Consider the following 25,418-nt stretch of genomic DNA (forward strand, 5'->3'; position numbering starts at 1 on the left):
CACTCCTACAGGTGATATACTTTCTCCGCAACATATTGATCCACCGCAACCAGGTATTTTATATTATCATCCAGCTTCAAGCGTTTAAGTTCAGGCTCCAGCGTCTTTAAGGTCAGCGCCGCATCCCTGTCGATCAGTCTCATTTTCAGCGGATCATCCCCCCCGCCGCCGTTCATGATGTTGGCCCGGTCAAAACCGAGACTGTTTCCCTCCGTTACTACCTGGATGATGGGGTCCAGGATCACATTGTTCTCCGCAGGGAACACCTCCGGATTGAAGCTGAATATTTCCTGTTCATTAGCCAGCCAGATGATTCTGATCTGTTGGTTCCTCACACTGTCCGGAACTTCCCTATTTAAATAAGTCTCCTCAGCCCCATAGATACCCCCGGATTCCTGGGTGCCCCTTCTTACTCGCTGAAAATAGCTCATGATCTCAGCTTCCCGGTGACGATACTTTTCCGGGACCAGCAGAATCCAATCGCTTGTGTCCTCAGATACCTGCACGGGGTTGTTCTGGGCGTCATAGACAGGAAATTCCCGTAGGTAGTTTGGGTTGACACTTATTGAGAGTATCCCGTCCCAATCTTGGGATAAATAATGCTTAAGATATCTTTCCTCATAGCTATCGGCCTCGATAAATAAGGCCCCCATTTTATTGAGAGTGGGATAAAGCTCCCCGGCTAAGGCGGCCGTAGTTAAGCGGAACCCTTTTTTCAAATCCTCCAGGTCATAACCGACCACGACGGGATAAAAAACTCCATAATCCTTGCTGAGTTCCCAATTTCTCAGTTCCTCTCCCTTGGTGCGGAGCTCAGTATACTGGCCCCAAAGTGATAGCCCGATCAAGATCACCATTATGGAGCAGCCCGCCTTGAGCAGCGTATTCAGAACAAAGATGCCCTGGGTATCTTTACGATTTTTGACAGCGTCGCTGACCTTAATTCTGGAGATATAGCCATATGAAATAAACGAAATCACCGTCGCGATACCATAGGTTTTGAATTGAGCAAGGATAGCGCTGCCAACAAATTGAACTGTAGTATCTTTGATCCACAAAGCAACCGGCAGGGACACCGCAAGGGATACAAGAAAAACAAAAGTGATCAGCTTTCCGGCTATGATAAACCAGATGCTGATGTTGGACAGTCCATGCATCTTCAGGATCCCTATCCGCTTGGACTCATAGAAAATATGGTACACGAGCAAGATCAGCATGATGAGCAGGAGCATATATTTTTGATAGTTTAAGAAGTCTGTCCGGGCTCCGACTTCCGCTCCCCCGGAATAATTCTGTTGCTGAAAAATCTCAGGGGAGTAGGAGATGTTTGTTTCATGCTTTTTATGGAACTCATTGACTTTAGCGGTAAAGCCTGCTAAAAAGGCCTCGAACGCTTTCTCGTCAGCGGCTTCCGCATAATACTGACCATAGACAGGCAGGTATTCATAAGCGGCCTTGAGTGGCTTGATGACGAGCAGGTTATTGCCCCCGAAGTCCCGGATAATACCCCTCTGGCCGCTCTCTCCGGTGTCCGCCGAGGATAAAAAAGCATCCCCCCTTTGTGTGTCTTGAGCTGTCAAAAAACTGCCGCTTTTAAGCCTGAAGGCATTAAAGAAATGAGTGTCACCTGTGAGCAATATGTATTTGAGCATCTCTGGCTGAGCATCCTCAAGCTCATGGATATTGGTTCTAAAAATATTAACCTCATATTCAAGGGCCGTCTCATATAACAGCGGGGACAGCTCATCTGGGACAGCGGGATGAAAACCATAAGGGATTTCAAACCGTTTTGCCAGCCCCACTTCTACCTCCGTTACTGTTTTTAGTTCCTCTTGATCGGTCTGGTTATAAGTTATAACGAAGGAAAAGACAGAAGCTAAAATAAGTAAAAACGCTAATATCTTTTTCAAATCAATATCTCCTTTGAATACCCTAAGGGAAATTCCTGTGCCCAAACGCCTAATACCATACGCCACTCTCTCTGAAGAGCGGCGTATGGTATTAGGGTAATTAACAATAATTTGGGCTTATTTTAAGCAACCGTTGGCGTTATTATCCCAAAATGTATATCCTGTATAGCTCGAATTGCCATATATATCTGCTATAGGCCAATTTCCAGCATTTTCAATCCTTTTATCTATTTGAGTCCCCAATTTAGCTGTAGCGGAATGGCAATTATCAAGATGAAAATAGCATCAAACATTTTCGCCGTCATTAATTGTTATTATCCTATTCGCATAGTTTGCAGTTTTGCTATCGTGAGTCATGATCGATTGCTGATGCAGGTTGTAAATCGTTAGAAGCCTTTTTACTGGAATTATTGTTACTTTTTACGGGTGAAACAAATTCTTCATTGTCAATTATGGTAATGAAAATAATATGTAGACCCTGCACTGATTAACGTCGGTTTCACCGCTAATTCGTTAGTACTGGCAACATTCTATTTACATAAGCAAAAAGGCATTCGAGCCATTCACTCCAATGCCATAACCCAGACGATCTTCTATAATTCGATAACCCTTCCAGCCCGATCTTTAATCTTTTGATCATGAGTCACGATAATAACAGTCTTACCTTCGGCATTCAGCGCAAGCAGCATATCCATAATGATTTGAGCGTTTTTCGCATCCAAAGAGCCTGTGGGTTCATCCGCTAAAATGATCTCACATTGTTTTAGAAATAAACGGGCTAGCGCTATCCGCTGCTGTTCTCCGCCGGACAGGGTATACACCTTACTATTCAGTTTGCTTTTTAACCCGACTCTTTCCAACACTTCTTCGATCGTGTAATTCGTGCGGCTTCCTTTTCTGATCAACTCAAGGTTCTGTTTCACGGTTTTGTTCTCGATCAGTGCGAAATTTTGAAATAAGAAACCGACCACCGAACGGAAATACTCCATTTTTTGTTTATTCGTCCTGTATTCGATGCCGTTAATTTTCAGCGTGCCAGCGTCAAACGGCTCAATTAAGCCAATCATGTTAAGTAAGGTGGTCTTTCCCGAGCCACTGGCACCGGAAAAGCAGACGAATTCCTGATCCTCGATACGAAAATTATAGTCTTCAAACAGAGTCAGTTCCTCAAACCTTTTGGTGATGTTAATTCCTTCAATCATACTACCCTTCCTTTTAGAATGGACGGTACATGGGTTTTTTCCATCGCACCTGCCTTCTTCATAATAAATACCAACTCCACCGTCAGTAAGATCAGCCCTCCCCAGATGAGATCAACGCCCTCGTCCATCTCCAGAAGCCCTTTGAGCAATAATGCCAAGGCGAGGCTCAGCAGAAAAACAACTAAAGTAATAAGTATCAACCGTTTATTTCTGGCCAAGCGTGAGTAGCCCAGTACTTTTTTCAAGGCCAGTTCCATGGCGTTGAACTGATACTCCAGTTTGATAATAAAGCTGATCAGCGCGATTTCCAGGGCCAGAAGGAAGATCGATAAAATAAGGACTAATTTCGCATTGCGTGAGGCAATCTCCCAATTGTATTCATAGACATCCAGGACATTGGATTGGGCTACTATTTGATCAGACAATTGATACTCCTGGATGAACTGATTGAATTCCTGTTCGGGGATATTGTACATCGTACTATAGGCATAATACATAGTTTTCCCTGCCTGAGACTCATTAATTTGCTGAAGCGTATTATTGAATAGTATGATCGGATTTTCCATAGGCCTGCTTACATATTTATACGGCTGATTATGAATGCCCACTAAACTCACATCGTTATCATACGCTTTGGTTGTAATACTTGAATTGTTGTTTCTCCCCAAAAAGGTAGTGAATATTTCTTTCGCAATGGTATATTCCTGAGAATTTTCTGAGATACCGGGCGGGAGCAGGATATAGTAATCTTCGTCGGCACTTTTCACAGCTTCAGTCAAGGCATGGTTCACTCCCGAAATTTCTTTAAACGAATTCCTATTGATTAGAACAACAGGGTATGGACTGCTGAAATTGGCTGTCAAATCGTTGTATTGTAATGAATACTTTTGAAATCGTCGATAGAATTCCTGATTCATCATTCCTGTGTCTGATGTTGTTTTGCCTAAGTAATTATTCACTCTGTAATTTAATTGATAGTAACTGTAATCTTTATGTGCAGAGAAAAAATCCCCTTGCTTATACATTAGATACCCTTGCGTCAATATAGCAAAATTGCTCGATAGTATAATGAGGGTGAGAATAGTAGTCAGGATTTTCAAGCTGTAATTGGCTGTCAGAAGCCCACCGCTGGAGCGTCTGGCGACCATATCCTTTTTAAAATCGACCCGCAAAATGGCCCCATTGATCAGAGTATTGACCATCATGAACACTGCGAAAGCCAGGGCCAGGGCCTCTATCTTAAAATAGACATTGGATAAAGAGCTTAATAGAAACGATAGGATAATAAATACACTGACTAGGATACCTATATCAGCCAAAGCATTTTTGACGAAAAGGGCTTTGACACCCTCTCCAAGGGTGATTCTCACCATGATCTCCTTCTTCAAACTGATGATTTCATAAATCGTCAAAAGCAGAATCAAGCTGAAAATGATCGACCACACAGTAAATAAATTCAGCCAAGTCTCTTTATCAGAGCTGAACAATTTCGGGAGGCTGCCGCTATATTTATCTACCAGACTTGCTTTGAATAAACGCATGGCTTTCTCTTGAGATGGATCTCCGATGTAATAGCAGTCTTGGAACTTTTCCATCGTCTTAATCTTGCTGAAATCCTCGTATCTGACTTGCATTTCTCCCATAAAAAGGCTTTTATGCTTCCCTTCCGGAATTCCGCTGGCTTGTATGGTTTTCAATGCATTTGGTGTACCAAATATTGTTATCTCTTTGTTGTATGCCGAGACAATTGTACTGTCTAAAAAAAAGAAATCCACATCATAGGTCTTTCCCGCCTGGAGAAAGTCCTGGATGACTTCTTCTTCCTCGATAGCAGCATCCATATTCACAAAATCAAAGCCTGATTGATAATAGGAATTTTGAAAGTAGTCCAGATAAAGAACGAATAGTTCCCCGTTAAATAGAAAACCGATGCTGATTAACAAGGATATGACGATCAGTTTTATTTTCTTCATAATTATAGAAGCCCTTCTATCAATAAATGTTTTCCTATTGAATTAATTTCATAATGTTAGTCTGAAAATAAATCAGGCCAACAGAATCTTAGATTTTTCCGTTTTTGAAAATTAAGCAACCTTACTCAATGACTTGTTTAGGCGATCAACAGCTAATTTGCAGAGGGTATAGGCCAAGTTGAAAACTGAAAATCTACTTGGGCACGTTTTCCACGATGACGGATATTGTTGAGCTGGAAATACTCCTTAAGATACGCATTTACTCTCTCTACAGCTGTTCGTTGTTTGTAAAGCTCAAAGTAACGGTCACTTTCCCTAGCTGGTACAGTGCATAACACGGATCATAGCTGTCGTAACGGTAGGAATATAAATAAGGGTGCTTTTCACTCAGCGCTTTAAGCAGAGGAATGACCATTTTCCCTGAAGAAAGTAAAGAGCTTAAAATGTATTGGCCCTTACACTCGACAAGGAGGTGCCCCTTGAAGCCATACCAGAACACGTTTTTCCCTTCTGAATTCTTCTTAATACCCCATTGAGGATCAAGTGGGATTTGTTGTTCTAATTCTGCAAATCTATAGGGAAGTTGAGCTTCAATCTTCTTCTCAAATATGGGGCGATTCTTTTCGAGCTCCTCTTGTTCTTTAAGCCATGTCTCTCTTTCAGCCTTGGGCTTGCGACCACGCTTTTTAGGAACGTGTTCAACTGGCATTTCTTTCTGCTTTTTTTCAGGCTTGCGATCTCTTGCTTCGATATGGGTGGCATCGATTGCAACAGCACATTCCGGATCGATAAACCCTTCTTTAAATGCCTGAAGCACCAAATCATCCTGAAACTTTGCTAAAGCAGAGGAAGCTTGGATTTTCTTAATCATCCGGCAATAGGATGCTTCACTAGGAACAGAGTCAGCAAGAGTGAATCCACAGTCGAATCGAAACTCTAAGCTGTTCTTTAGCCGTTTACGCAAGTCTTTAATTGTAGGGTTCTTTCGATTACTCGAATGATCAAGGAGTAGATCATAGCAGGATAGTTGAGTTGAGTTGGTGCTCCAAAGATAGCCTTTTTAGAAACTATCTTGAGTAAAGGGTTAATGTCCAAAGAACCAAGAATTAGAGAATATGACTCTCTTGGAGAAGTTTCTAAAATTTCCTCCAAGAAAAATAGACGTTCTTGGTGAATATTAAACATCAGGGAGTACTCCTTTTTTAGTTGTCAAAAAAAGTAGAAATATCAATGGGTTCAAGTTATGAAACTAATTCTATTGTAAAATATATTCTAACCGAAGACCTTCAAACTCACTTATACTATAACTAAAGCACATGAGCTTTCAATTGGATTGAAAGCTCATGTACTAGCTTATTGATCAATCCCAATCCACACTGTAATAATTCACTGTGTTTCCAGCATGTCGTACTTCAAGATCCGACCAGTCATTTGCCCATTTCCAAGGCCCATAATGTTCTCCATTTCCATTGACTATTTTTGCAGCATGTCTACTTCCATTACTATAAGCATATGCAATATCTTCATTAATCAAAAAAGTATTAAATCCATAGTCCAATTTTTCAGTGGACCCTGAATAGGAAGCTTGTTTGGATTCCATCCAATTACTAATGAAGTAGCCTGATCCTGATTTACTCGCATGCACAAGAGTGGTCTCCGCATATGATGCAGCAGGAAACACAAGGAATGAGCACATAACTAATGTAAGTAATGCGGTCCTTTTTTTACTAAATCTTATTTTCATGAAACACCAATCCTTTCATTCTCTCTCTCATAGGCATTTAACGAAGTTGACCTATCTCATAACGCACATATCCCTCCCTTGTAAGTATTTTTAGAGGTTCTACTCACATAAATCACTCCCCTTTATAATGAGTAAATACCTCTTGTTACTTCTTATGTTAACCTTTTTCTACATAATGCACATCGGTATAAATGCCGGGTTTTACAAATTACTTTCCAGGTACTTACATCAGTTAAACCCGGTATTTATTATTAGGTAGCCTCTATTTATGTAAACAAAAAAGCATTCGAGCCTTCACTCCAATGCCATAACTTAGACGAGCTTTTACAGTTCGATAACCCTTCCTGCCTGGTCTTTAATTTTTTGATCATGGGTCACGATAATGACAGTCTTACCCTCGGCATTCAGAGAAATCAGCGTATCCATAATGATTTGAGCGTTTATATGAAACCGACCACCGAGCGGAAATACTCCATTTTTTGCTTATTCGTCCTGCATTCGATGCCGTTAATTCTCAAACTCCCGGCGTCAATCGGCTCAATTAAACCAATCATGTTGACAATTCAAATTCATTGAAGACTTAGCTCGCTACTCTGTAATAAGTTATGAAGACTGCCTTCACTATCCAACACAAAACTTTTATTGTTAAACGAAAATGGTTTTGAAACATCAATTCCTAGTGACGTTAAAAATTCAGCTGTCGATACAACTCCTCTCCCCAAGTCTGTTTCATTATATTGTTTAACAGAAATATCACCCTTAGCAACCGAGTAGAGCATTTGAAAACGACTGCTAAATGAATCCGCTTTAGTCCGTTGTGCAGTCGTATATTTGTCAAGTAATAAAAACGCATATCTATTTCTATCTGAATTAACGGGATCATCACGGTGAATAGCGGTAGAGAAATTAGTATTCATCCCATAAGAATCAAAGAATATATTTAATGGGATACCATCCACTGTTCCAATATTTTTCATCTCACCCTCTTTAATATTAAGACTATTAGTATTTGGGTCAGCTACATTTGACAGATCAGATGATTGAAGTTGCTCCCATTTTGGAGGCTGATTTGAGATTTTATTTATTTGTGATTTTTCATATTGCTGAGAGTTACTTTGCAGACGATTATTATTAGAAATTACTCTTGCAGAAGTTAAGTCATTTATTTTCATTTTACATCCCACCTTGTAATGATTGAGTGACAATATTCTTCCAAAAGAATATTGTCACCTTTTAAATATATTTTTGGAATAATTTAACAGTTATTCATCTAGGGTTAATACAAAATCATCACTTGCTTTAGTACTCCAAATTGTCGTTGCGGTAGTACTCTCATCCTGTGATAACGTAGTTACTCCTTCAATGACTCCATTAGCACTATCTGGAGTACTCCACCTAATAGTTAATACTGGCCAAATCCAAGTACTAACCTGAGCATTGCACCGCGTTTCCCATTTTTGTTTAACTGGCATTCCAGCAAAACCTGGAATATTGGCACCCGAAGTAGTATAGTATCCGCTTCCTGTAGATGATCTGAATAAAGCTACTTGTAGCCCGGTGTTTGGATATTGTGACGTCCAATATTCATATATTCCAGTTATAATTGCTCCATCGGGAATATTAGGATTATTAGTTAAATCCCAATAACCTGGTGCTCCCCACAAGTTCGCTCTACCTGCTATAACAATACTCGGACTTGACTCCCCCGCCTGATACGTTCCTGTAGCAGCTATTACTGGATTCGCTACTAATAGCAACGCAATAACTAGAGTTAGGATCGAAAAAACCTTCTTCATCTTTTAATAACCTCCTTGTAAGCTCTTTATTAAGGCTAATGCCCTTTGTTATCTTATGTTAACTTTTTTCTACAGAATGCACATCCGTATAACCACAGGTCTTACCAACTATTTTCCAGGTATTTATTACAGGTTATATCAAAAATCATTCGATCCATTCACTCTTTAGCCTATCTTATATTTCAATACAATTTCCAGACGAGATTTCACTTCTAGTTTATACTTTTTATCCGATTCCGGAGTCGACATATCATCAACTCCTTAGACTCATCGGTTAATGCTATACACTCTTTGTAAAATGTTCTATTCTATATATTGCATTTTGGGCATTCTCAAAGAAGGCGCTTAAGGATTTCAATAATCTTCTGCTTGTGAGCATAACCCATAGCGTTACTGTTTTTTAAATCGCTTTGAGCTCGCTGCTCATATTCTTCAATCCAATCTTTCCTGCCATCCGCATTAAATTCAGTCATATGTATATTAAATTTCGAGGCTCCTGGCAGAGCAGCCATAGGTTCAAATGTTAGTATGCCGTGATCTAATAAGGATATTTGCCCTGCGTCATAGAGTTTAGCCGATATCTCCTGAATCTCCCTGAAAGATGCATTTCTTATGGTATAGCTTTTAGATAATTCTTCCCAAATATCGGTAGCCACATGCTCTTTTTGTTCTGGGGCGGATTTTTCCGGAAGGCTAAAATAACCGCCTGCCTTTTGGTTTGCGCTCAGATTTATATTGGTTCTTTGGTACAACAATGGATTGTAGCTCGTGTCAACCCTCATAGAATCACTCCTGTATTACGTATTTAAAAGAATTACCTCTATAAAAAATATTATCGTAAGTAAACCTTCGGGTGTTTAATCATTTCTGGATAAATTATGTTCATAATGAGTGTTACTACTCCCTCTCTTAAGAGAAGGAGCAGTAAACCCATCAAACATCATTATTTAATAATAATAGAATCGAACATTGTATTAAATGGATAGTTTGCAGATCTATTTTCATAAGTGAATAACCCTGAATCGTAGCCACTAGCATCCCACCAATAAAACCAACCGTCAACTATTGAATCATTATCTAGATCAATCATTTGATATTGTACTTCTGGAAGAAAAGCACTATTAGCTATTTTGGCATGTCTCTGGAATCCGTACCCAAGTTCGGCTGTAACTATATACATTTCTGCTCCACCGTGGTCAGCAACCGAACTAGTTTGATTTGCAGTAAAATACTCATAAGTAGGATTCTGCGAGGAAATCGCCGCATAAACTTCTAAATAGCTTAGTGGCGGTGCCTCTGCCATAGGTTGTACATCACTTGCTGATTTTTCCCGCATTTTCTTTAGCTGATCGCGAAGCCCGTCAGTGATCTCAATTGGACCACTTTCCTTCAAAAAGTTCCCTTCATAATTTTTAACTTGATTATTTTCAGCAAACACAGTTGTTGTACTTATCAACAAAAAAATTGCAGCTAGCAAAATACTGATAACTCTTTTTTTCATTTTCTTTTCTCCCCTCTTATTACAAATTAAGTATATATTTACAGTTCTTCAGTTCATCATCAACCCCTCTCTAAATTAAAATGGCAATTGTGTTTATTTTTACGATGGAACATGTTAATAAAGCAAATTCCTCTTGTTACTTCATATTTTAGCTTTTTTCCACATAATGCACATCAGTATAAATACTGGGTTTTGAAGAATTATTTGCAGGGTATTTATTACAGGTTATAAAAGTTATTTGAGCCATTTATTCTTTAGTCTATCTTATATTTCAAAACAATTTCCAAACGGGATTTCACTTCTAGTTTCAGCAAGATATTGCCTATATGATAATCCACAGTGCGCTTGGCAATTCCCAGGTCTTCAGCAATCTCTTTACTGCGCAAGCCTTTAACGACCAAGTTAAACACTTCCAATTCCCTGTCCGTGAGGGAGGCCATCTTACCATCGCAGTGGGAGTCTTGGTGGGAAGAGGATACCAATTCTCCTTTCAAATAAGGGACCAGGCTTTGTGAAAAATAACCTTCGCCCTTCGCCGCCTTGCGGATAGCCGTAACCATCTCTTCTTTGGTGCAATTCTTTAAGAGGAAGCCTGAAGCCCCTTGGGCCAATGACGCGTCGATATGTCCCAGCGGGCTGAGTCCGGTAAGCATCACAATCCCTATACCGGGATCTATCTGCCTGATCTTGCTGATAATGTCCACCCCGCAGGAGTCCGGCAGATTGATATCGAGGAGCACCGTATGGGGAGGAACATCCCTTACCAGCCTTAAGCCCTCTTCAGCGCTGGAAGCCACATCTGTAACAACTATGTCCGGTTCCGAAGATAATAAGGACACCACCCCTTGGGCAAATAATTTGTGATCGTCCACAACCAAGACTTTGATTACCGAATCCATCTTTTCTTCCCCCTCCCGCGCATGGTGTGCGCTGCATGATCCTTAGCGGCCTTTCCGGTATGGCAAAGCTGCACGCACCACCGTCCCCTGACCGGAGCCAGAGATTATCGTGAATTCTCCGCCGAGACCTTCCACTCTTTCTTTCATGCCGATCAGCCCAAAGCGGCTGTCTGTCTGCAATTCGTCCTGCATGTTTTCTTGAATTAACGCGGGGTCGAATCCTTTGCCGTCATCTTTGATTTCCACTCTTATTTCTTTGTCGTGTTGGACAATAGTAATGACCGCGTTACCGGAACCGGAGTGTTTGAGCACGTTGCGGATTCCTTCCTGCACCAGCCGGAAGACCGTCAGTTCCATATCTTCTTCGAACCTGTCCAACCGGGATATGCCTTTTACGTCCATGGTGATGGTAAGCAGCTCATGCCTCATGGTTTCCTGAACGAAACCTTCCAGTGCAGGCATAAACCCATGCTCTTTTAACGCAGAAGGCCGCAGCTCGCCGCAGATGGTACGCAAGTCATAGCTAAGGTCATCTACTCTGTCCTTTATTTCTGAGAGAACATGGGCATTGACCGATCCGTCCGGTAAATCCTTCAATGCTTGAAGCCTTTGATACAGATATAAACTGTTTTGCAGCGGACCATCATGAAGTTCTCTGGCCAATTTTCTCTTTTCTTCTTCAAGGTTTTTAAACAGCCACCGTTTCAGAAGCGCTGCCGGGCGGCTTTTCCAGTAGAGCTCTTCCATCTTTTCTTCTCCGGCCTTTACTCTTTCCTGTAAAGACTTTATATCCCCAAGAGCTTTAAGCCTTTGGCAAGTCTGACCGGCAATGATGTTAAGCCAGGGCAGTTCCTGGGCATTCAGCGTCACACGGGAACGGCGGTAGCCCAGAAACAATCCGCAGGAGAAGCCTCCGGAGACAAAGGGAAAGTAAAATTCAGCCGGGAAAGTACGTGGAAGCAGCTGCCCTGTATGAACCGTTTTTAAACTCGTCAGATGATATTCTTCCAAGGCTTGCTGCTCCGCTTGGTTGCTCTCGTATCTCCCACAGGCTTTCATGAGAAAAACACTTCCGTCTTGTTCGACGAAGACCAGTGCTCCTTCCAGCTTCAGCCGACGGGACAATTCTTCCAAAATGGCCTTTTCATCATCCGGATGCAGGGCTTCTTTGTGCTCGGTCCAATCCTCGTTACTTGCGGCTTCTTGGCCCGTATCGAAGCGTTCAGCCAGTTTATGCCCAACGAATTTTAGGCTAAGGAATAAAAGAATCGTTCCCATTGTCAAGGCAAAAAGGGCAAGATAGCTGTCGATATCCTTACCGGGCAGCCAGCCCCTCGCTGACAGAAAGCCATACAGGATCAGGCTGGTTACAATGCCTGCCATCAGATAAGCAAACCCTTCCTGCACTAACTTCCGGGAATCGGGAAGATATTGATGGATTACGGCATAACTCATGGTAAAAGGGAGAATGGCGACAAACAAAGCGGTAATCCTGGAATACATTACCGGTTCCACGCCTGCCAGAATCGGAACCACTGTAAAGATCAGAAACGGCAGCAGTCCGGCAAGCAATCCCACCAGTATCAGATTGATTCGGTTTTTCTCCGGCTCGGTGGCCGGGAGTCCCCAGAGCCGGAACAGCAGCGTGCAAGCAGCCGTAAAGCCAAACAGGCCGTTGAGCAAGGACATAGCCCGCAATTCGCTGACAGCATAAACAAAACCTGACCATTTGAGCAGAATGGTGAATAGTATCAATACCGGGAGAATCAAAAGCAAGCCCATAATAGTCCTATAGGATTTTTCCTGCTCTCTCTTAAGCAGTACTGCTATATAATGCACCAGCAGAGGCGCTGCTAAGGCAACCCCGATAAACATCAATTCTTTGGCAAACCATAGCCCCCTGCTGGAAGCCGGTGTGAGCACAAACAAGAGTCCGACCAGCCAGTTAAGGCGGAATAATGCGCTGGCCGGCTGCAAGTTGGGCCGCTTCATCCTGGCCTTAAGACCCATCAGCCAAAAGCATAAGCCCACAATAATCAGGGTCATCTCACTTAACAGGGTTTTGAATGGTGAGGGCTGCACTATGTGAACCGTCCGGGCCGCTTCTCCGGGAGTTTGCACGATGAGTACCGAGACGTCTACTACTTCGTGCCATATCCGGACTGAAGAATGCTGTTCGGGGGCAAGGCCGTCCATTTGCAGTATGATATCACCTTCACTGACGCCTGAGCGCGCTCCTTCGCCATAGGGATCTACAGCTACTACCGTCCAGGTCTCTTCATTATTTTCCAAAACAAGACCGATATACGGATAGCGCAACAGGCCGATCAGACAGACCAAACAGAGTATGACAAAAATAGCATTGCTCAGAAGCAATGCCCAATTTTCATGTTTGATTTTCCACAAGTGCGATCAACTTCCTTTTCTGCTCCATTGCTATATTCATAGCGTCCAGGATTTCCACCGCTTCCAGCTTAAAGTATGCACATATAACCGAGCAGTAGTGCGCAGCACCTTCCTGTATAATGAATCGGCGCAACCGTTCCTTTTCTGCGGGGCCGAATTCCGGTCCCTTTTGCCGTGTCGGTGAACAAAGCTGATACAGTTCTTCTGCTTTCCCTTTATTTTGTTTTAATACATCAGCCAGATAAACCAGCGGCAGCGTTTTCTTGCCCAGCCTTACATCACTTTTGGTCTCAACCCGGAACAAGTCCTGGAGATCATTCTTGATTTGACTGATGATGCCAAGGTTTTGACCAAGTTTCTCTAAATCGTGAATCAGACCGGCATCACCTCCAGCTAAAACCGCTGCCAGTTTACAAGCACCCGCAGTTAAAGCGCCGGATTTTTTGCGGACTGTATCAAAATATTGATCAAGGGGTATGACCTCCTGCTCTTCAGCAAGGAACTCCTGATTCTGCCCATGGCAGGCCGTGATCCCCATAGTGTGAAAAATTTCATGGGCCTGGCGATAATGGGAATGCTCATTAATCGCTGCCAGCGCTTTGAAGGACAGGAACAAGATTAAGTTAGCAGTATTTATGGCCTGAGCCGCGGGAACTGTCCGCCAGGGCAACTGATCATTATCCTGGTCCTCAATATCGTCGAATATGTCCGCTGCCAGCCCGTAGAGCTCCATAGCCACAGCACCGTGCAGGATGATCTCTTGCCTGCCGCCGAAGACATCCCCCACGCTAAAAAGCAAACTTCCCCATGGGTACTGCTTGCCGCCGGGCTTATTCTCCGCGCGTACCCATTCCAGGATTGTACCGGAAAGCTCCCCGGCCAGCCCGGATTCCGCCAGGAACCGTTCTATCCCGCCTATGATTCGCTGCTCCGTACCCATACCCTCTTTAAGCCCATTGACTATAAGGCCCAATCTCTATCACGACAGAATGTCCGGATAAGCGAAGCTTAGAAAAACCATCAACAACGGCCTCCTGCTCCCTCAGCGTCATCCCCTGCAAAGCCTCGGAATTCAGGGTTCCAATCTCCTTCTTGTTCTGCCTTTGCACCAGATCATGGACAACTTTTGCCAATTGATCGAAATCCATATTTTCCTCATCCTCCCTCAAATGGTATTGTTTATCATTATAGATTAATGAATTTAATTAAACAAGTGGCTCCTCCCATCACCACCCCCAGTTTTTCTACTCTTCTCTTGTACAACCTATAGTTCTCGTTATTTCCCATAGCAACCTTTTTTTACATAATTCACATCAGTATAAATTACAGGTCTATCAATTATTTACAGATATTTATTCCAGGAAACTTCTATTTGCATAAGCAAAAAAACATTCGAGCCATTCGCTCCAATGCCATAATCTGATATTTTTATGCTACCTAAAGTAATAGAATGCAAATTACCTATAAGAATAGAAAGCCTTGCAGTATTGCTAAAATGATCATATAAAAGAAAGCGGAACGGAAAATCAGCCCTGTCGCCGATATCCCTTCCTTGGCATCTTTGAAGCAAGTGGCGGAGGCTACGACGCAGCCATAGATCAGCGAGCTGATACCTCCAAACAATGAAGCGAAAAAAGGATAGAAACTGCCGGTCTGCATGTAGGCCAGACCCCGTATCGCATCAAGGCCTGCGTAGCGAGCTAAATAACTGGAACCGAACATTATAGTCAAAAAGAGGATGAGCATTTTTAGACTGGCCCAGGTTTGACGAAGGGACTCTCCCCATTGCCCGCCGTTTAGGCGTAAGACAAAGATGCCCGACAGGACAGCGGCAAGGATGATTCCTGAACCTACTGATGAGAGAAGATTAAGCGAAAAAACAGCGCTCATGGCATTCACACCGTCTCCTATCGGCGGAACATGAACCACACGGCCATTGAGAAAGGGAATTGCCAAAAAGATGCTGAAAACACCGTTAAGGAATCCTTTCACACCAGGTAAACTCCACAGACAAAGAACAATGCCCAAGATCCCCCAGGGCAGCCAAGCCCTGACAACTTCGGTCGCCGAATAAGAAGGTATTTCTTCAGAGTCACTTGTATAGCGCGGATTTTTTTGCGGTTTCCAAATAGCTAAAAAAAGCGCGGTCAGGATGAAACTGATCAAGCCGGCACCCATACGGGGAAGCCTACTATCGACAACACCCATATTGGCTTGGGCCAGCGCGAATTGACTCAGAGCAAGGGAAAAACCGGCAACAAGGGCAGCTGGCCAAAGGTCGAAGACATCTCTGAAAGTGCCCTTTTCCATAAACACGAAGACTGCTATCAGAAAGAACGGAACAAAAAGGGTAAATATCGGGAACAGATGATGAAGAAATGTGAAGAAGTCCGGCTCTGACCACAGAAAGACTGTCCTCGAGGTCATGCTACTCCAGGCGGTCGACGCCATATTGGCAATTAAGCAAAGGACTGCTGCCTGGACCGGGCGAAAGCCAAGGGTCACGAGCATAGCTCCGGCGGCGGCTATTGCTAAACCAAAGCCATCAATGCCATCGATAAAAGCTCCGAAGGAAAAGGCGATGAGTAAAACCTGCAAACGACGATCGGATACCAGGGAGATGAGCGAATCTTTGAAGATCTTGAGACCGCCTCCAGTTTGTGTGGTGTGATAGAAAAAGAACAATGCAAAAAAGGCCCACCCGAGCGGGAAAAGACCGGCGGCCGCACCGTAGAAAAATGCGCTGCCGGCTTGAAGCGCAGGCATTCCCATAATGAAAACGGCAATGACAAAAGAGGTTAAAGCTGCGACGAGGGCGGCATACGGAGCCATAATCCCAAGTACACGATCTCCGTCTTTATTTTTGTGAGGATGAAGAACGAGCAAGTAGAGAAGGATGATGCTGGGAAGTACCGCAACAACGGTTGACAAGGCAACATTATTCAATGGATTATAGTTGTGAAAAAAAATGTTAACATCCTCCTTCTCCTTGCTTCTTATCCTAGCCCTTTTCTATGTAACATGCATTAGTATAAATTACAGTTACAGGTAATTCTTTTTTGTTAACCGCCCACAAAAAACCTGCTCTCCGGCAAAGGATGCCCCGGTCCCATATTCACCCCATGTTCAGGATTAATCGTTAAATGGAGTAAAATCTTGAAAACCATCTCCTGGTGTTCCTCTTCCTGGATTGCCAGAGCGATTTCATGAACAGAAAATTTCTCACTTGGATGGCTTTTTAAAAAATATACAATTCTGTTTTTTAATTGTATTGCCTGACCGGCTGCCTTTTTACCCATCTCCACAGCAGGTTGGTGATAGGCATTAATCCCTACTAAAAGCGCATAAATACTAACGGCCCGCTCAAATAGGGCAATTAATACTCCAATGGTGTAGGCGTTGATCTCTTTGACCGTGATGGTCATGGATTCACGCCCTTTTTGTGTTAGTGCTTCCCGTGTTCCCAAAAGGAAGGCCTGCAAATACTCTCCACTGGTGCTGTTTTCCTCCATATAAGCGGAGGGGCCTTGCCGATCCTTCAATACCTCTATAAAGGTCACAAAGAAATTATCGGGACCTTCCAGGAGCTGCTGTAGATAAGAATGCTGATCAGAGGAACCTTTATTGCCATAGACTGTAATCCCCTGATGGACCGTTTCTCCCTTGAGATTCTTCTCCTTGCCCAAAGATTCCATAATTAACTGTTGAAGATATTTAGTGAGAAGTTCGAGGCGGTCCTTATAGGGAAGCACTACCATTTGTTTTCCCCCATGACCTTGGGTGCTGTGATACCACATTAAAGCCAAAAGGGCTCCCGGGTTATTTAAAGTATCCGGGCGCCGTGTTCGCTTATCGCAATCCCTGGCCCCCTGCAAAAGGCCAGCCGTGTCAATTCCCTGCAAAGCAAGGGATAAGAGCCCCACTGCCGACAAAAGAGATGTCCTTCCCCCTACCCAATCCCACATGGGAAAGGCTCTCAGCCAGCCCTCCTTTTGGCTAAGCTTATCCAATTGACTCCCCCGTTGAGTGATAGCAACAGCATGACCCGGAAAAGACAGCCCCAGCTCCTCATAACGCTTCCTGACCTCAAGCATGCCATTCCGGGTTTCAATCGTACCACCGCTCTTGGAGATAATAATGCAGAGGGTGGCATTCAATTCCTCTCCAATATGGCTTAGTACCCGATCGATTCCATCGGGATCCCCATTGTCGATGAAGAAGGCCTTCATCTTATCCTGAGGAGAAGCCAGGGCATCGGCCACAAAGCGGGGCCCGAGAATCGATCCCCCAACCCCTACTAAAAGGATGTTGCGAAAGCTGCCCATATGAATCTGCTCCGCAAAGTCAAGGATCTCCCCCAGAGTCTCTTTAATATCCTGAGCAATTTCTTCGGAGGGAGCGAGATCTGGATTGCGAAGCCAATAATGCCCGACCATTCGTCCCTCGTCCGGGTTAGCCAAGGCGCCCTTTTCCATGAGCTGAAGCTGGTGATACACAGTCCCCATTGGCTCGGTCATTTCCATTAAAAATTCCGGAGTAAAATTCATCCGGCTTATATCTAAAAGCAATTCCATCTCTTCATCATAATATAAATACTCCTTAAAGCGCTGCCAAGAAGTAATGATAACCAACTCCTCTATGTCTTTCTTCATAAGCTTTAGCTTGGTTTCCGATCAGGATGCTTATGCCGCCCATATTTTTCAGCCAAACCCCTTAACCAAGCACAAACATCCTGAGTTAAAGATTCACTTTCTACACGCCACTTCCAATTCCCTTTAATTGTGCCGGGAATGTTCATTCTCGCCTGAGAATCCAATTTAAGCACATCCTGAAGGGGAAGAATAACCCAGGCACTGTCCCCTTGATAAAGCTCCTCAATGGTTTTCTCCACTTGTTTCATAGCAGTCCTGTCGTCATATCCTTGAGATAAATACCATCCCAAAAGTGTATCGTTATCGTGGGTTCCGGAGTAATAAACGAAATCCCCTTTTTCCTCCATGGGGGAAAACTGAATCACTCTCGTCCCCGAAAATCCGCAAATAGCTCTAAGGGTATTCACTTCAGGAGTAATAGTCCCTAGATCCTCGGCGATAATGGGTAGAGGGCCAAACTCACGGACCAGGCTTTCAAAAAAGCCTTTCCCCGGCCCTTTCAGCCAGCGACCTTCTTCAGCCGTCTCGGCCTGGGCAGGAACTTCCCAATACCCTTCAAAACCACGGAAATGGTCCAGCCTTAAGGCATCAAAACGATGCAGCCCTTGCCGGAAACGAAGCTTCCACCAGGCATAATCGGCGGCCCGAAGGGTATCCCAATCATATAAAGGATTTCCCCAGTTCTGTCCCGTAGGGCTGAAATAGTCCGGGGGCACCCCGGCAGTGCCCAGGGGAGAATTTTGGTCATCCAGGGCAAAGTTCTCACGATGTGCCCAGGTATCACAACTGTCATAGGCTACAAACATGGGCAGATCGCCAATGATTTGTACCCCTTTGTCATGGGCATAATCCTTCAGCCTTTGCCACTGATAGGCGAAGGTATATTGAACAAAGAAGATATAGTTTATTTCCTCGGCATATTCTATAGCCAAGGCTTCCAGGGCCTCAGGTTCCCGCACAAGGTATTTTTTTTCCCATTCATTCCAAGCCTTGCCGCCAAACTTAATCTTTAAGCATTTATAAAGAGCGTAGTCTTTCAGCCACTCCTGATTCTCCGCGATAAACCGTTCATAACCGTGAAGATCAAAATAATCCTCAGCTCCAGGCTGGTTGCCTCCCTCCGGGCTGCTTAAACCCGAAGGAGAGTCGGGCAGCTTTTTCCTGAAGCGTTCATAAGCCTTGCGCAGCAGCTTTTCCTTATAGCGTTCAACCCAGGCAAAGCCCTCACTCCCGGCCCCTCCAGTTCCTCCGGCCCCTTCGCCATATTTGGCCCATTCCCTGCGGGCCTCTCTCTGGGCTTCCTTCTCGGTGAGCAGCCCGGCCCGGATAAGCAAGTCAATATTAATAAGTAGAACGCTCCCGGCCAAGGCCGACTCACTTTGGTAAGGGGAATCTCCCAGCCCCAGAGGATTCAAAGGCAGCACCTGCCAGAGGCTTTGCCCCCCTTCAGCCAGGAAATCCACAAAATCATAGGCATCCCCTCCCAGGTCTCCGATGCCCCATGGAGATGGCAAGGAGGAGATATGCATAAGTATGCCGCAGGAACGGGTCATGATCTCCTGTTTAAAATAGTGGTTTTGAGCTTGATTCTGGCAGAAGAGAGCTTTTGCTGATAAAGGGGCTAAGATAAGAGGAAAGAATCCCAATCCATGCTCCTTTTGGCAGAGCACTTTCCCCTCAAAAATATCAATAACCTGCTGCACATCCTGCTCCAGCTTCAAGGTCACTTCTATAGACTCCCGAACATTTCGATTGACCAGGATAATAATCTCTTCCTTCTCCCCCTTCCTTTTCAAAGCATAAATATCTTTTCCCACTGACCAGGAATAAAACTCACCTTGGCGCAGCACCTCGTATTCCTGCCGATAACGAAGCACCCGCTTAACCCACCGGAGGATTTCCTGATCTTCCCTTTCCCAGGGATAAGTCCCCCGGTTGTAGGGGTCCGGGTAGCCTTCACATCCCGCTTCATCTCCATAATAAAGGCAAGGAACACCGGGGAAACTTATTTGAATCAAGGTTAACAGCTTTAGCCGCTGGACAGCCAAATACCGATCATCAGGAGACAAGCGATAATTCTCCTGTTCGATTACCGAGAGCCGCTCCGGCGGCGGGGCTTCCCCAAGCAGGGTCAGAATCCGGGCACGGTCATGGCTGCCGATTAAATTCATCTGCCCGAAAAAGTTTTCCCGCGGATAGTTTTCATAGAGATTCATGATCCTTTCATGCACCTGGCAGGCATCCATCTCCCCAAGGAAGTACTGGAGAAAGATCTCCCGAAAAGGATAATGGGTGGTTGCATCCAGTTCCGCCCCCCAAAAATATTGCCTGAGCTTTCCATAACTGAATTTATGGGTAGGATCCTCCCAGACTTCACCAATAAGTACCCCTTCAGGCTCTATGGCTTTCATCGCTTGCCGGAGCTCCTGGATGAATTCGTCAGGAAGCTCATCGGCCACATCCAGGCGCCAGCCTTTGATTCCCCGCTTCATCCAGGACTGCAGAACTCCCTGGGGCGAGTGAATGATAAACTCACGATAGGAGGGTTCCATCTCCTGAACTTCAGGGAGGGTTTTCACTCCCCACCAGCAGGAATACTCCTTTTCTTCTTTCCATTGATACCAGGAATAATAGGGAGAATCCGGGGATTGATAGGCACCTAAGCCGGGATACTTCCCATAGCGGTTAAAATAGATGCTGTCATCACCGGTGTGGCTGAACACCCCGTCCAGAATAATTGCCATACCTAAGCGTTGGGCCTCCAGGATTAACCTTATAAAGGTTTCCTCATCTCCATACATGGGATCGATGGTGAGATAATCTCCCGTATCATACTTATGATTACTGGAGGAATCAAAGATGGGATTCAAATAAAGAATAGTAACGCCTAATTCCTTAAGATAGGGAAGTTTTTTTATGATACCTAATAGGTTGCCGCCGAAAAAGTCCCAGCGCAGCACCGCACCCCTTTCATCCTTTATATAAAGGGGGGTATCATACCAGTCCCCGTGCAGCAAGGACTTAGGGCGGGGATTGAGGATTTTTCCTTGCTCCTCTCCGTTGAAGAAGCGATCCACATAGATCTGATAGATTATTCCCCGAGTATACCAGCTTGGCAATTTCATGGGCCGGTAGACTGTAATTTGATATCCGGGAGGTTCTTGGTGGCTGAGTTCACCGGTTCCTCCTAATTGTTGATGATTATTGCCATAAAAGTAAGTATCTTCACTTACCTTGAAAGCAAAGAAATACCAGATTACTCCTGGTTCAGGGGGAATACTATAATCCACCTCATAGACTACTCCTTCGCTCTCAACCATTCCCTGGGGATAGAATCGTGGTTCTATCCCCACTCTATTCAATGCCGGCCATTCTGCCCTGCTCATAGAGAGCCGGTGCTCCTTGCCCTGAATCCATAAACGCAAAAGGCACTCATCAACAGAACAGGCCTTCTGAATAAGCAGCCTTAAACGCAGAAGGCTGCCGCAGGGAACGGCCCCAAAGGGGCTGCGAAAGAATTCCTCGTGGGAATTATGATAAGCCAATACCACAGGCATCTCTCCCATTTTAGGATGAATAATACAAACTTTCGTATACCTCCCGGTATTGGGCCGCAGAGCGGTTCCAGCTAAAATCCGAATCTAATGCATTTTTCTGAAGTTTTTTCCAAGCCTCTTTTTGATTTTGAAAGATATCCACCGCCCTTTGAACTGCGTAAAGGAATTCGTGAGCATTATAATGAGCAAAGGTGAATCCATTCCCTTCCCCCGTGGTTAAGGAATAAGGCTTGACCGTATCTCTTAGCCCCCCTGTCTCCCTAACGATGGGAATCGTCCCATAGCTCATGGCCATCATCTGGGCTATGCCGCAAGGCTCAAACCGGGAAGGCATCAGGAAGATATCGGCACCGGCATAGATAGTATGGGCAAGCTCTTCCTGATAGCTCATGATCACCCTCAGCTTACCGGGGTATCCTTCCTCAAACCTCTTTATTCTCTCTTCATAATAAGAGTCCCCGGAGCCTAAGATGATGAGCCGGATATCCAGGGTGAGGATTTCATCCAGAACATGGAGAAGAATATCCAATCCCTTCTGTTCCACTAAGCGCGAGATCATACTGAGGATGGGTATTTCCTCACTGATCGCAAAACCCAGCTTATCCTGCAGCTTTATCTTGTCTTCTCTTTTACTTTCAAGGGTTGCAGGATACAGAGGTTGAGGAACTCCATTAAGTATCCCCAGCAGGGAATCTTTCCGTTCCTGAATGACTCCATGTAAACCCTCCCCAAAATAGGCATGCTGGATTTCCTGGGCATAGGTGGGACTAACGGTGGTCACCCGGTCACTGTACACTATCCCCGCCTTCATAAAATTGACTTCGTCATGAAATTCAAGCTTTGACGGAGATAAATACTCCCTGCCCAATCCCAGAACATCTTCCAGGGCCCCTTGGGGGAATATCCCTTGGTACTTTAAATTATGGATAGTGAATAAAGTCTTTATGTTGTAATAAAGAGTATCCTGAGCGTAAAAAGCTTTCAAAAAAAGAGGAATCAAGGCAGTATGCCAATCATGACAATGAATAATATCCGGTTTGAACCCAGGCAGATAGCGGATGCTTTCTAGGATGGCCCGGCTGAAATAGGCATATTGCTCTCCTTCATCCTCATTCCCATAGCATTTTGAACGCAGGAAATAGTACTCATTATCTATAAAATAGTAATGTATTCCTTCGTAAACCAGTTCTTCTAAGCCGCAATACTGATTTCTCCAGGCTAGAGAAACTTTGAACTCCTTAATCGGCTTCATCCCTTGACGATAAGCTTGAGGAATGCTGCTGTATTTGGGAAGGATGACCCGAATCTCAACCCCCTGCTCTTGAAGAGCTAAGGGAAGATATCCTCCTACTTCCCCAAGACCTCCCGTCTTCATAAAAGGATTGGCTTCCGTTATTGCAAAAAGAACCTTCATCTGCGCACCTCCCCCCTAGATGACGGCTTTCTTGGATATTACCATGGGTTTATTCGTCCGTCCTTGCAAAACACTCCCCTCGTTGACTTCCACGAACTTATCCATGATAAGATTCTCCAGTCGAGAATTTCTGCCAATCGTGCATTTTGACATAATGATGCAGTTTTGAACCTCACAACCTTCTTCGATCACAACACCTCGGGAAAGGATAGCATTGACCACTTTCCCTTCAATCGTGCATCCACTGGATATTAAAGAGTTTTCGACTTGAGCTCTTTTGCCAAATTTCGTTGGCGGATTATCTCGAATCTTGGTCCGAATGGGTCGATTTTTTCTAAAGAGATCTTGACGGATTTCTTCCTGCAGTAAGGCCATGTTATTAAGGAAATAATCCTTCACGGAACGGATCCGGCCCGCATACCCACCGAAGAAATAGCCTTGTATCGAAAGAGAGCCAAGGTGCTGGGCAATGACTTCGCTCAATTCTATGGTTTCAATGCTTCCATATCCTTCAATCATCTGAAGAAGGAGCTCACGCCGAATAATCAAGAGATCGATAAAGTATGGCCAGGGGCCCTCCAAGCCCGCCATGTCTTTGTTCTTAGTCATGGCCGTTACTTTTTCACCGGGTTTCATCTTTAAATAAATGATATCCTCCTCTTCCAGGGGCTGGACCGATTGATTATAGACTAAAGTAATATCAGCTTCTGCCCGTTCATGATGCTCTAAAATGGGCCGAAAATCCAGGTTAAATACTTGATCTGAACTGCTGATGATGACATTCTTCGCACAATCTTTCTCCAGAAAATCAATATTATTGGCGATATCCCTTAAGCTGAAGCGAATCGTGTGATGCCCTAAACTATGGATAACTCCCGGCAGGATAAACAGACCTCCCGATTTACGGTCCAAAGACCAGTCTTTACCGGCACCTAAATGATCCAGCATGGGTCGATATTGCTGAGGGGTGATCAATCCTACAGTGCGGATTCCTGAGTTCACCATACTGGAAAGGGCGAAATCCAAAAGCCGGTAGCGCCCTCCAAAAGGAACCGCCGCAATGGGCCGGTCTTGGGCCAGCCCTTGTAAAACGCTGGAATTCATATTGCCAAAAATTATGCCGATAGCACTATTCACCTTGCCTCCTCCCTTCAAGAGATGGTTTTTATAACGTTTTTTCCTGCATTGATGACGGTACTCTCCTGGATCTGCAAATGATCTCCAATCACTGTAATACCTTCCTGGGGCGGATTCTCTTCAGCCTCATCCCCTATCCGGCAATGATTCCGGACGATGGCATTCTCTCCCAAAATAGTTTTCCACAGTCGGACATCCCCATGGACTTCTGAGTTGGGGAGTAAAATAGAATGTTCAATAACGCTTCCTTTCCCTACATAGACTCCTGAGGCAATGATGGAGTCATGAACTTCCCCCAGGATAGTGCAGCCGTTACCAATAAGGCTATGGTGTATCTTCGCCTGATCACCGATATACTGAGGGGCAAGAATTTCTTCATTGGAGAAAATCCGCCGCTTCAATTCGAAAAACATATCGTTCCTTTCTTCCCGCAGAACTTCCATATTGGCATTATAATAGCTCTCAATCGTCCCCACATCCCGCCAGTATCCTTGAAAGAGATAGGAGTAGAGCCGTTTTCCCTGTTGCAAAAGCCGGGGAAGCACATTCTTTCCAAAATCATGGTCCGATTGTCTGTCCTGCTCATCTTCAAGAAGAGCTTCCTTAAGAACATCCCAATTAAAGATATAAACTCCCATGGAGGCTAGATTACTTTCGGGGCGAGGGGGTTTTTCCGCAAACCGGGTAATTCGTCCCTCAGCATCCACCATCATGATGCCGAAACGAGAGGCTTCTTCCCACGGAACCGCAATGGTGGACAGGGTGACTTCCGCTTTCTTTTGTTTGTGGTAGGACAGCATCTCGTAATAATCCATTTGATAGATGTGGTCCCCGGAGAGAATCAGGATATATTCCGGATTATAGAAATTGATAAAATCCATATTCTGATAGATCGCATTGGCGGTTCCTTTATACCAGCTTCCTTGATTTTCGCCGACAAAAGGGGGGAGAATATGAACTCCCCCATTTAAACAATTTAAATCCCAGGCAGAGCCCACACTAATATAGGAATTCAGGACAAAGGGCTTATACTGGGTTAAAACCCCCACCGTGTCGATATTGGAGTGTGTGCAGTTACTGAGACTAAAGTCGATAATTCGGTATTTGCCGGCGAAAGACACCGCCGGCTTAGCGATATTACGGGTTAAGCATCCCAATCTGCTCCCCTGTCCCCCCGCCAGCAGCATAGCGATGCATTCCTTTGTTCTCATGATTCATCCCCCTTTC

At 44.4% G+C, this 25,418-nt stretch carries 18 protein-coding genes and 2 pseudogenes; all 20 read right to left on the reverse strand.

The features are described 5' to 3' along the window. Positions 1 to 5: 5 nt before the first annotated feature. The 20 genes and pseudogenes from DESPCE1_RS21900 to DESPCE1_RS0113255 all read right to left on the reverse strand — a co-directional run bounded on the left by DESPCE1_RS21900 (position 6) and on the right by DESPCE1_RS0113255 (position 25,402). Positions 6 to 1,910, reverse strand: coding sequence for a hypothetical protein (locus DESPCE1_RS21900; RefSeq protein ID WP_019850754.1), 1,905 nt, complete (start codon positions 1,908 to 1,910; stop codon positions 6 to 8). Between the two features lie 117 nt (positions 1,911 to 2,027). Further along, positions 2,028 to 2,180, reverse strand: a pseudogene (locus DESPCE1_RS24195) (lactococcin 972 family bacteriocin); the annotation flags it as partial. Positions 2,181 to 2,503: 323 nt separating this feature from the next. Continuing rightward, entirely contained in the window at positions 2,504 to 3,112 is a 609-nt protein-coding gene (locus DESPCE1_RS0113160; protein WP_019850755.1) for an ATP-binding cassette domain-containing protein, read from the reverse strand. Then, positions 3,109 to 5,085: a DUF1430 domain-containing protein gene (locus DESPCE1_RS0113165; RefSeq protein WP_019850756.1), complete on the reverse strand. Its 1,977-nt coding sequence runs from the start codon at positions 5,083 to 5,085 to the stop codon at positions 3,109 to 3,111. The genes DESPCE1_RS0113160 and DESPCE1_RS0113165 overlap by 4 nt, the downstream gene beginning before the upstream one ends. A 111-nt stretch (positions 5,086 to 5,196) precedes the next feature. Continuing rightward, positions 5,197 to 6,270 (reverse strand): annotated as a pseudogene (locus tag DESPCE1_RS21905) (transposase). A 175-nt stretch (positions 6,271 to 6,445) separates the two neighbouring features. After that, positions 6,446 to 6,829 carry a hypothetical protein gene (locus DESPCE1_RS0113175; protein WP_084813872.1) on the reverse strand — a complete coding sequence of 128 codons (384 nt, stop codon included), beginning with the start codon at positions 6,827 to 6,829 and terminating at the stop codon, positions 6,446 to 6,448. Positions 6,830 to 7,398: 569 nt separating this feature from the next. After that, positions 7,399 to 8,001 (reverse strand): hypothetical protein, encoded by a 603-nt coding sequence (locus DESPCE1_RS0113185; RefSeq protein WP_019850759.1) that lies wholly within the window; start codon positions 7,999 to 8,001, stop codon positions 7,399 to 7,401. A 90-nt stretch (positions 8,002 to 8,091) separates the two neighbouring features. After that, positions 8,092 to 8,625: a hypothetical protein gene (locus DESPCE1_RS0113190; protein ID WP_019850760.1), complete on the reverse strand. Its 534-nt coding sequence runs from the start codon at positions 8,623 to 8,625 to the stop codon at positions 8,092 to 8,094. A 332-nt stretch (positions 8,626 to 8,957) separates the two neighbouring features. Further along, positions 8,958 to 9,407 carry a hypothetical protein gene (locus DESPCE1_RS0113200; protein ID WP_019850761.1) on the reverse strand — a complete coding sequence of 150 codons (450 nt, stop codon included), beginning with the start codon at positions 9,405 to 9,407 and terminating at the stop codon, positions 8,958 to 8,960. 161 nt (positions 9,408 to 9,568) lie between these two features. Next, positions 9,569 to 10,126, reverse strand: coding sequence for a DUF4879 domain-containing protein (locus DESPCE1_RS0113205; RefSeq protein WP_019850762.1), 558 nt, complete (start codon positions 10,124 to 10,126; stop codon positions 9,569 to 9,571). A gap of 254 nt (positions 10,127 to 10,380) precedes the next feature. Continuing rightward, positions 10,381 to 11,025 carry a response regulator transcription factor gene (locus DESPCE1_RS0113210; protein WP_019850763.1) on the reverse strand — a complete coding sequence of 215 codons (645 nt, stop codon included), beginning with the start codon at positions 11,023 to 11,025 and terminating at the stop codon, positions 10,381 to 10,383. A 42-nt stretch (positions 11,026 to 11,067) separates the two neighbouring features. Further along, positions 11,068 to 13,431, reverse strand: a complete 2,364-nt coding sequence (locus DESPCE1_RS0113215; protein ID WP_019850764.1) for a sensor histidine kinase — start codon at positions 13,429 to 13,431, stop codon at positions 11,068 to 11,070. Next, the gene (locus DESPCE1_RS0113220; RefSeq protein WP_019850765.1) at positions 13,412 to 14,371 is read right to left on the reverse strand and encodes a polyprenyl synthetase family protein; all 960 of its coding nucleotides are present in this window, start codon (positions 14,369 to 14,371) and stop codon (positions 13,412 to 13,414) included. The genes DESPCE1_RS0113215 and DESPCE1_RS0113220 overlap by 20 nt, the downstream gene beginning before the upstream one ends. A gap of 7 nt (positions 14,372 to 14,378) precedes the next feature. Beyond that, a complete protein-coding gene (locus tag DESPCE1_RS0113225; RefSeq protein WP_014794444.1) occupies positions 14,379 to 14,579 on the reverse strand; it encodes a hypothetical protein in 201 nt (66 codons plus the stop codon). A gap of 313 nt (positions 14,580 to 14,892) precedes the next feature. Further along, positions 14,893 to 16,362, reverse strand: a complete 1,470-nt coding sequence (locus DESPCE1_RS0113230) for an L-lactate permease (RefSeq protein ID WP_242835395.1) — start codon at positions 16,360 to 16,362, stop codon at positions 14,893 to 14,895. Positions 16,363 to 16,493: 131 nt separating this feature from the next. Next, entirely contained in the window at positions 16,494 to 18,062 is a 1,569-nt protein-coding gene (locus tag DESPCE1_RS0113235) for a glucose-6-phosphate isomerase (protein ID WP_028305572.1), read from the reverse strand. A 26-nt stretch (positions 18,063 to 18,088) separates the two neighbouring features. Continuing rightward, positions 18,089 to 21,640: a bifunctional glycogen debranching protein GlgX/4-alpha-glucanotransferase gene (locus DESPCE1_RS0113240; RefSeq protein ID WP_033422456.1), complete on the reverse strand. Its 3,552-nt coding sequence runs from the start codon at positions 21,638 to 21,640 to the stop codon at positions 18,089 to 18,091. Positions 21,641 to 21,650: 10 nt separating this feature from the next. Then, positions 21,651 to 23,054, reverse strand: coding sequence for a glycogen synthase GlgA (gene glgA / locus DESPCE1_RS0113245; protein ID WP_014794448.1), 1,404 nt, complete (start codon positions 23,052 to 23,054; stop codon positions 21,651 to 21,653). Positions 23,055 to 23,069: 15 nt separating this feature from the next. Continuing rightward, positions 23,070 to 24,191 (reverse strand): glucose-1-phosphate adenylyltransferase subunit GlgD, encoded by a 1,122-nt coding sequence (gene glgD, locus DESPCE1_RS0113250; protein WP_019850769.1) that lies wholly within the window; start codon positions 24,189 to 24,191, stop codon positions 23,070 to 23,072. Between the two features lie 14 nt (positions 24,192 to 24,205). Continuing rightward, the gene (locus DESPCE1_RS0113255; RefSeq protein WP_019850770.1) at positions 24,206 to 25,402 is read right to left on the reverse strand and encodes a glucose-1-phosphate adenylyltransferase; all 1,197 of its coding nucleotides are present in this window, start codon (positions 25,400 to 25,402) and stop codon (positions 24,206 to 24,208) included. Positions 25,403 to 25,418 lie beyond the last annotated feature (16 nt).

The organism is Desulfitobacterium sp. PCE1 (genome assembly GCF_000384015.1).
Lineage (GTDB): Bacteria > Bacillota > Desulfitobacteriia > Desulfitobacteriales > Desulfitobacteriaceae > Desulfitobacterium > Desulfitobacterium dehalogenans.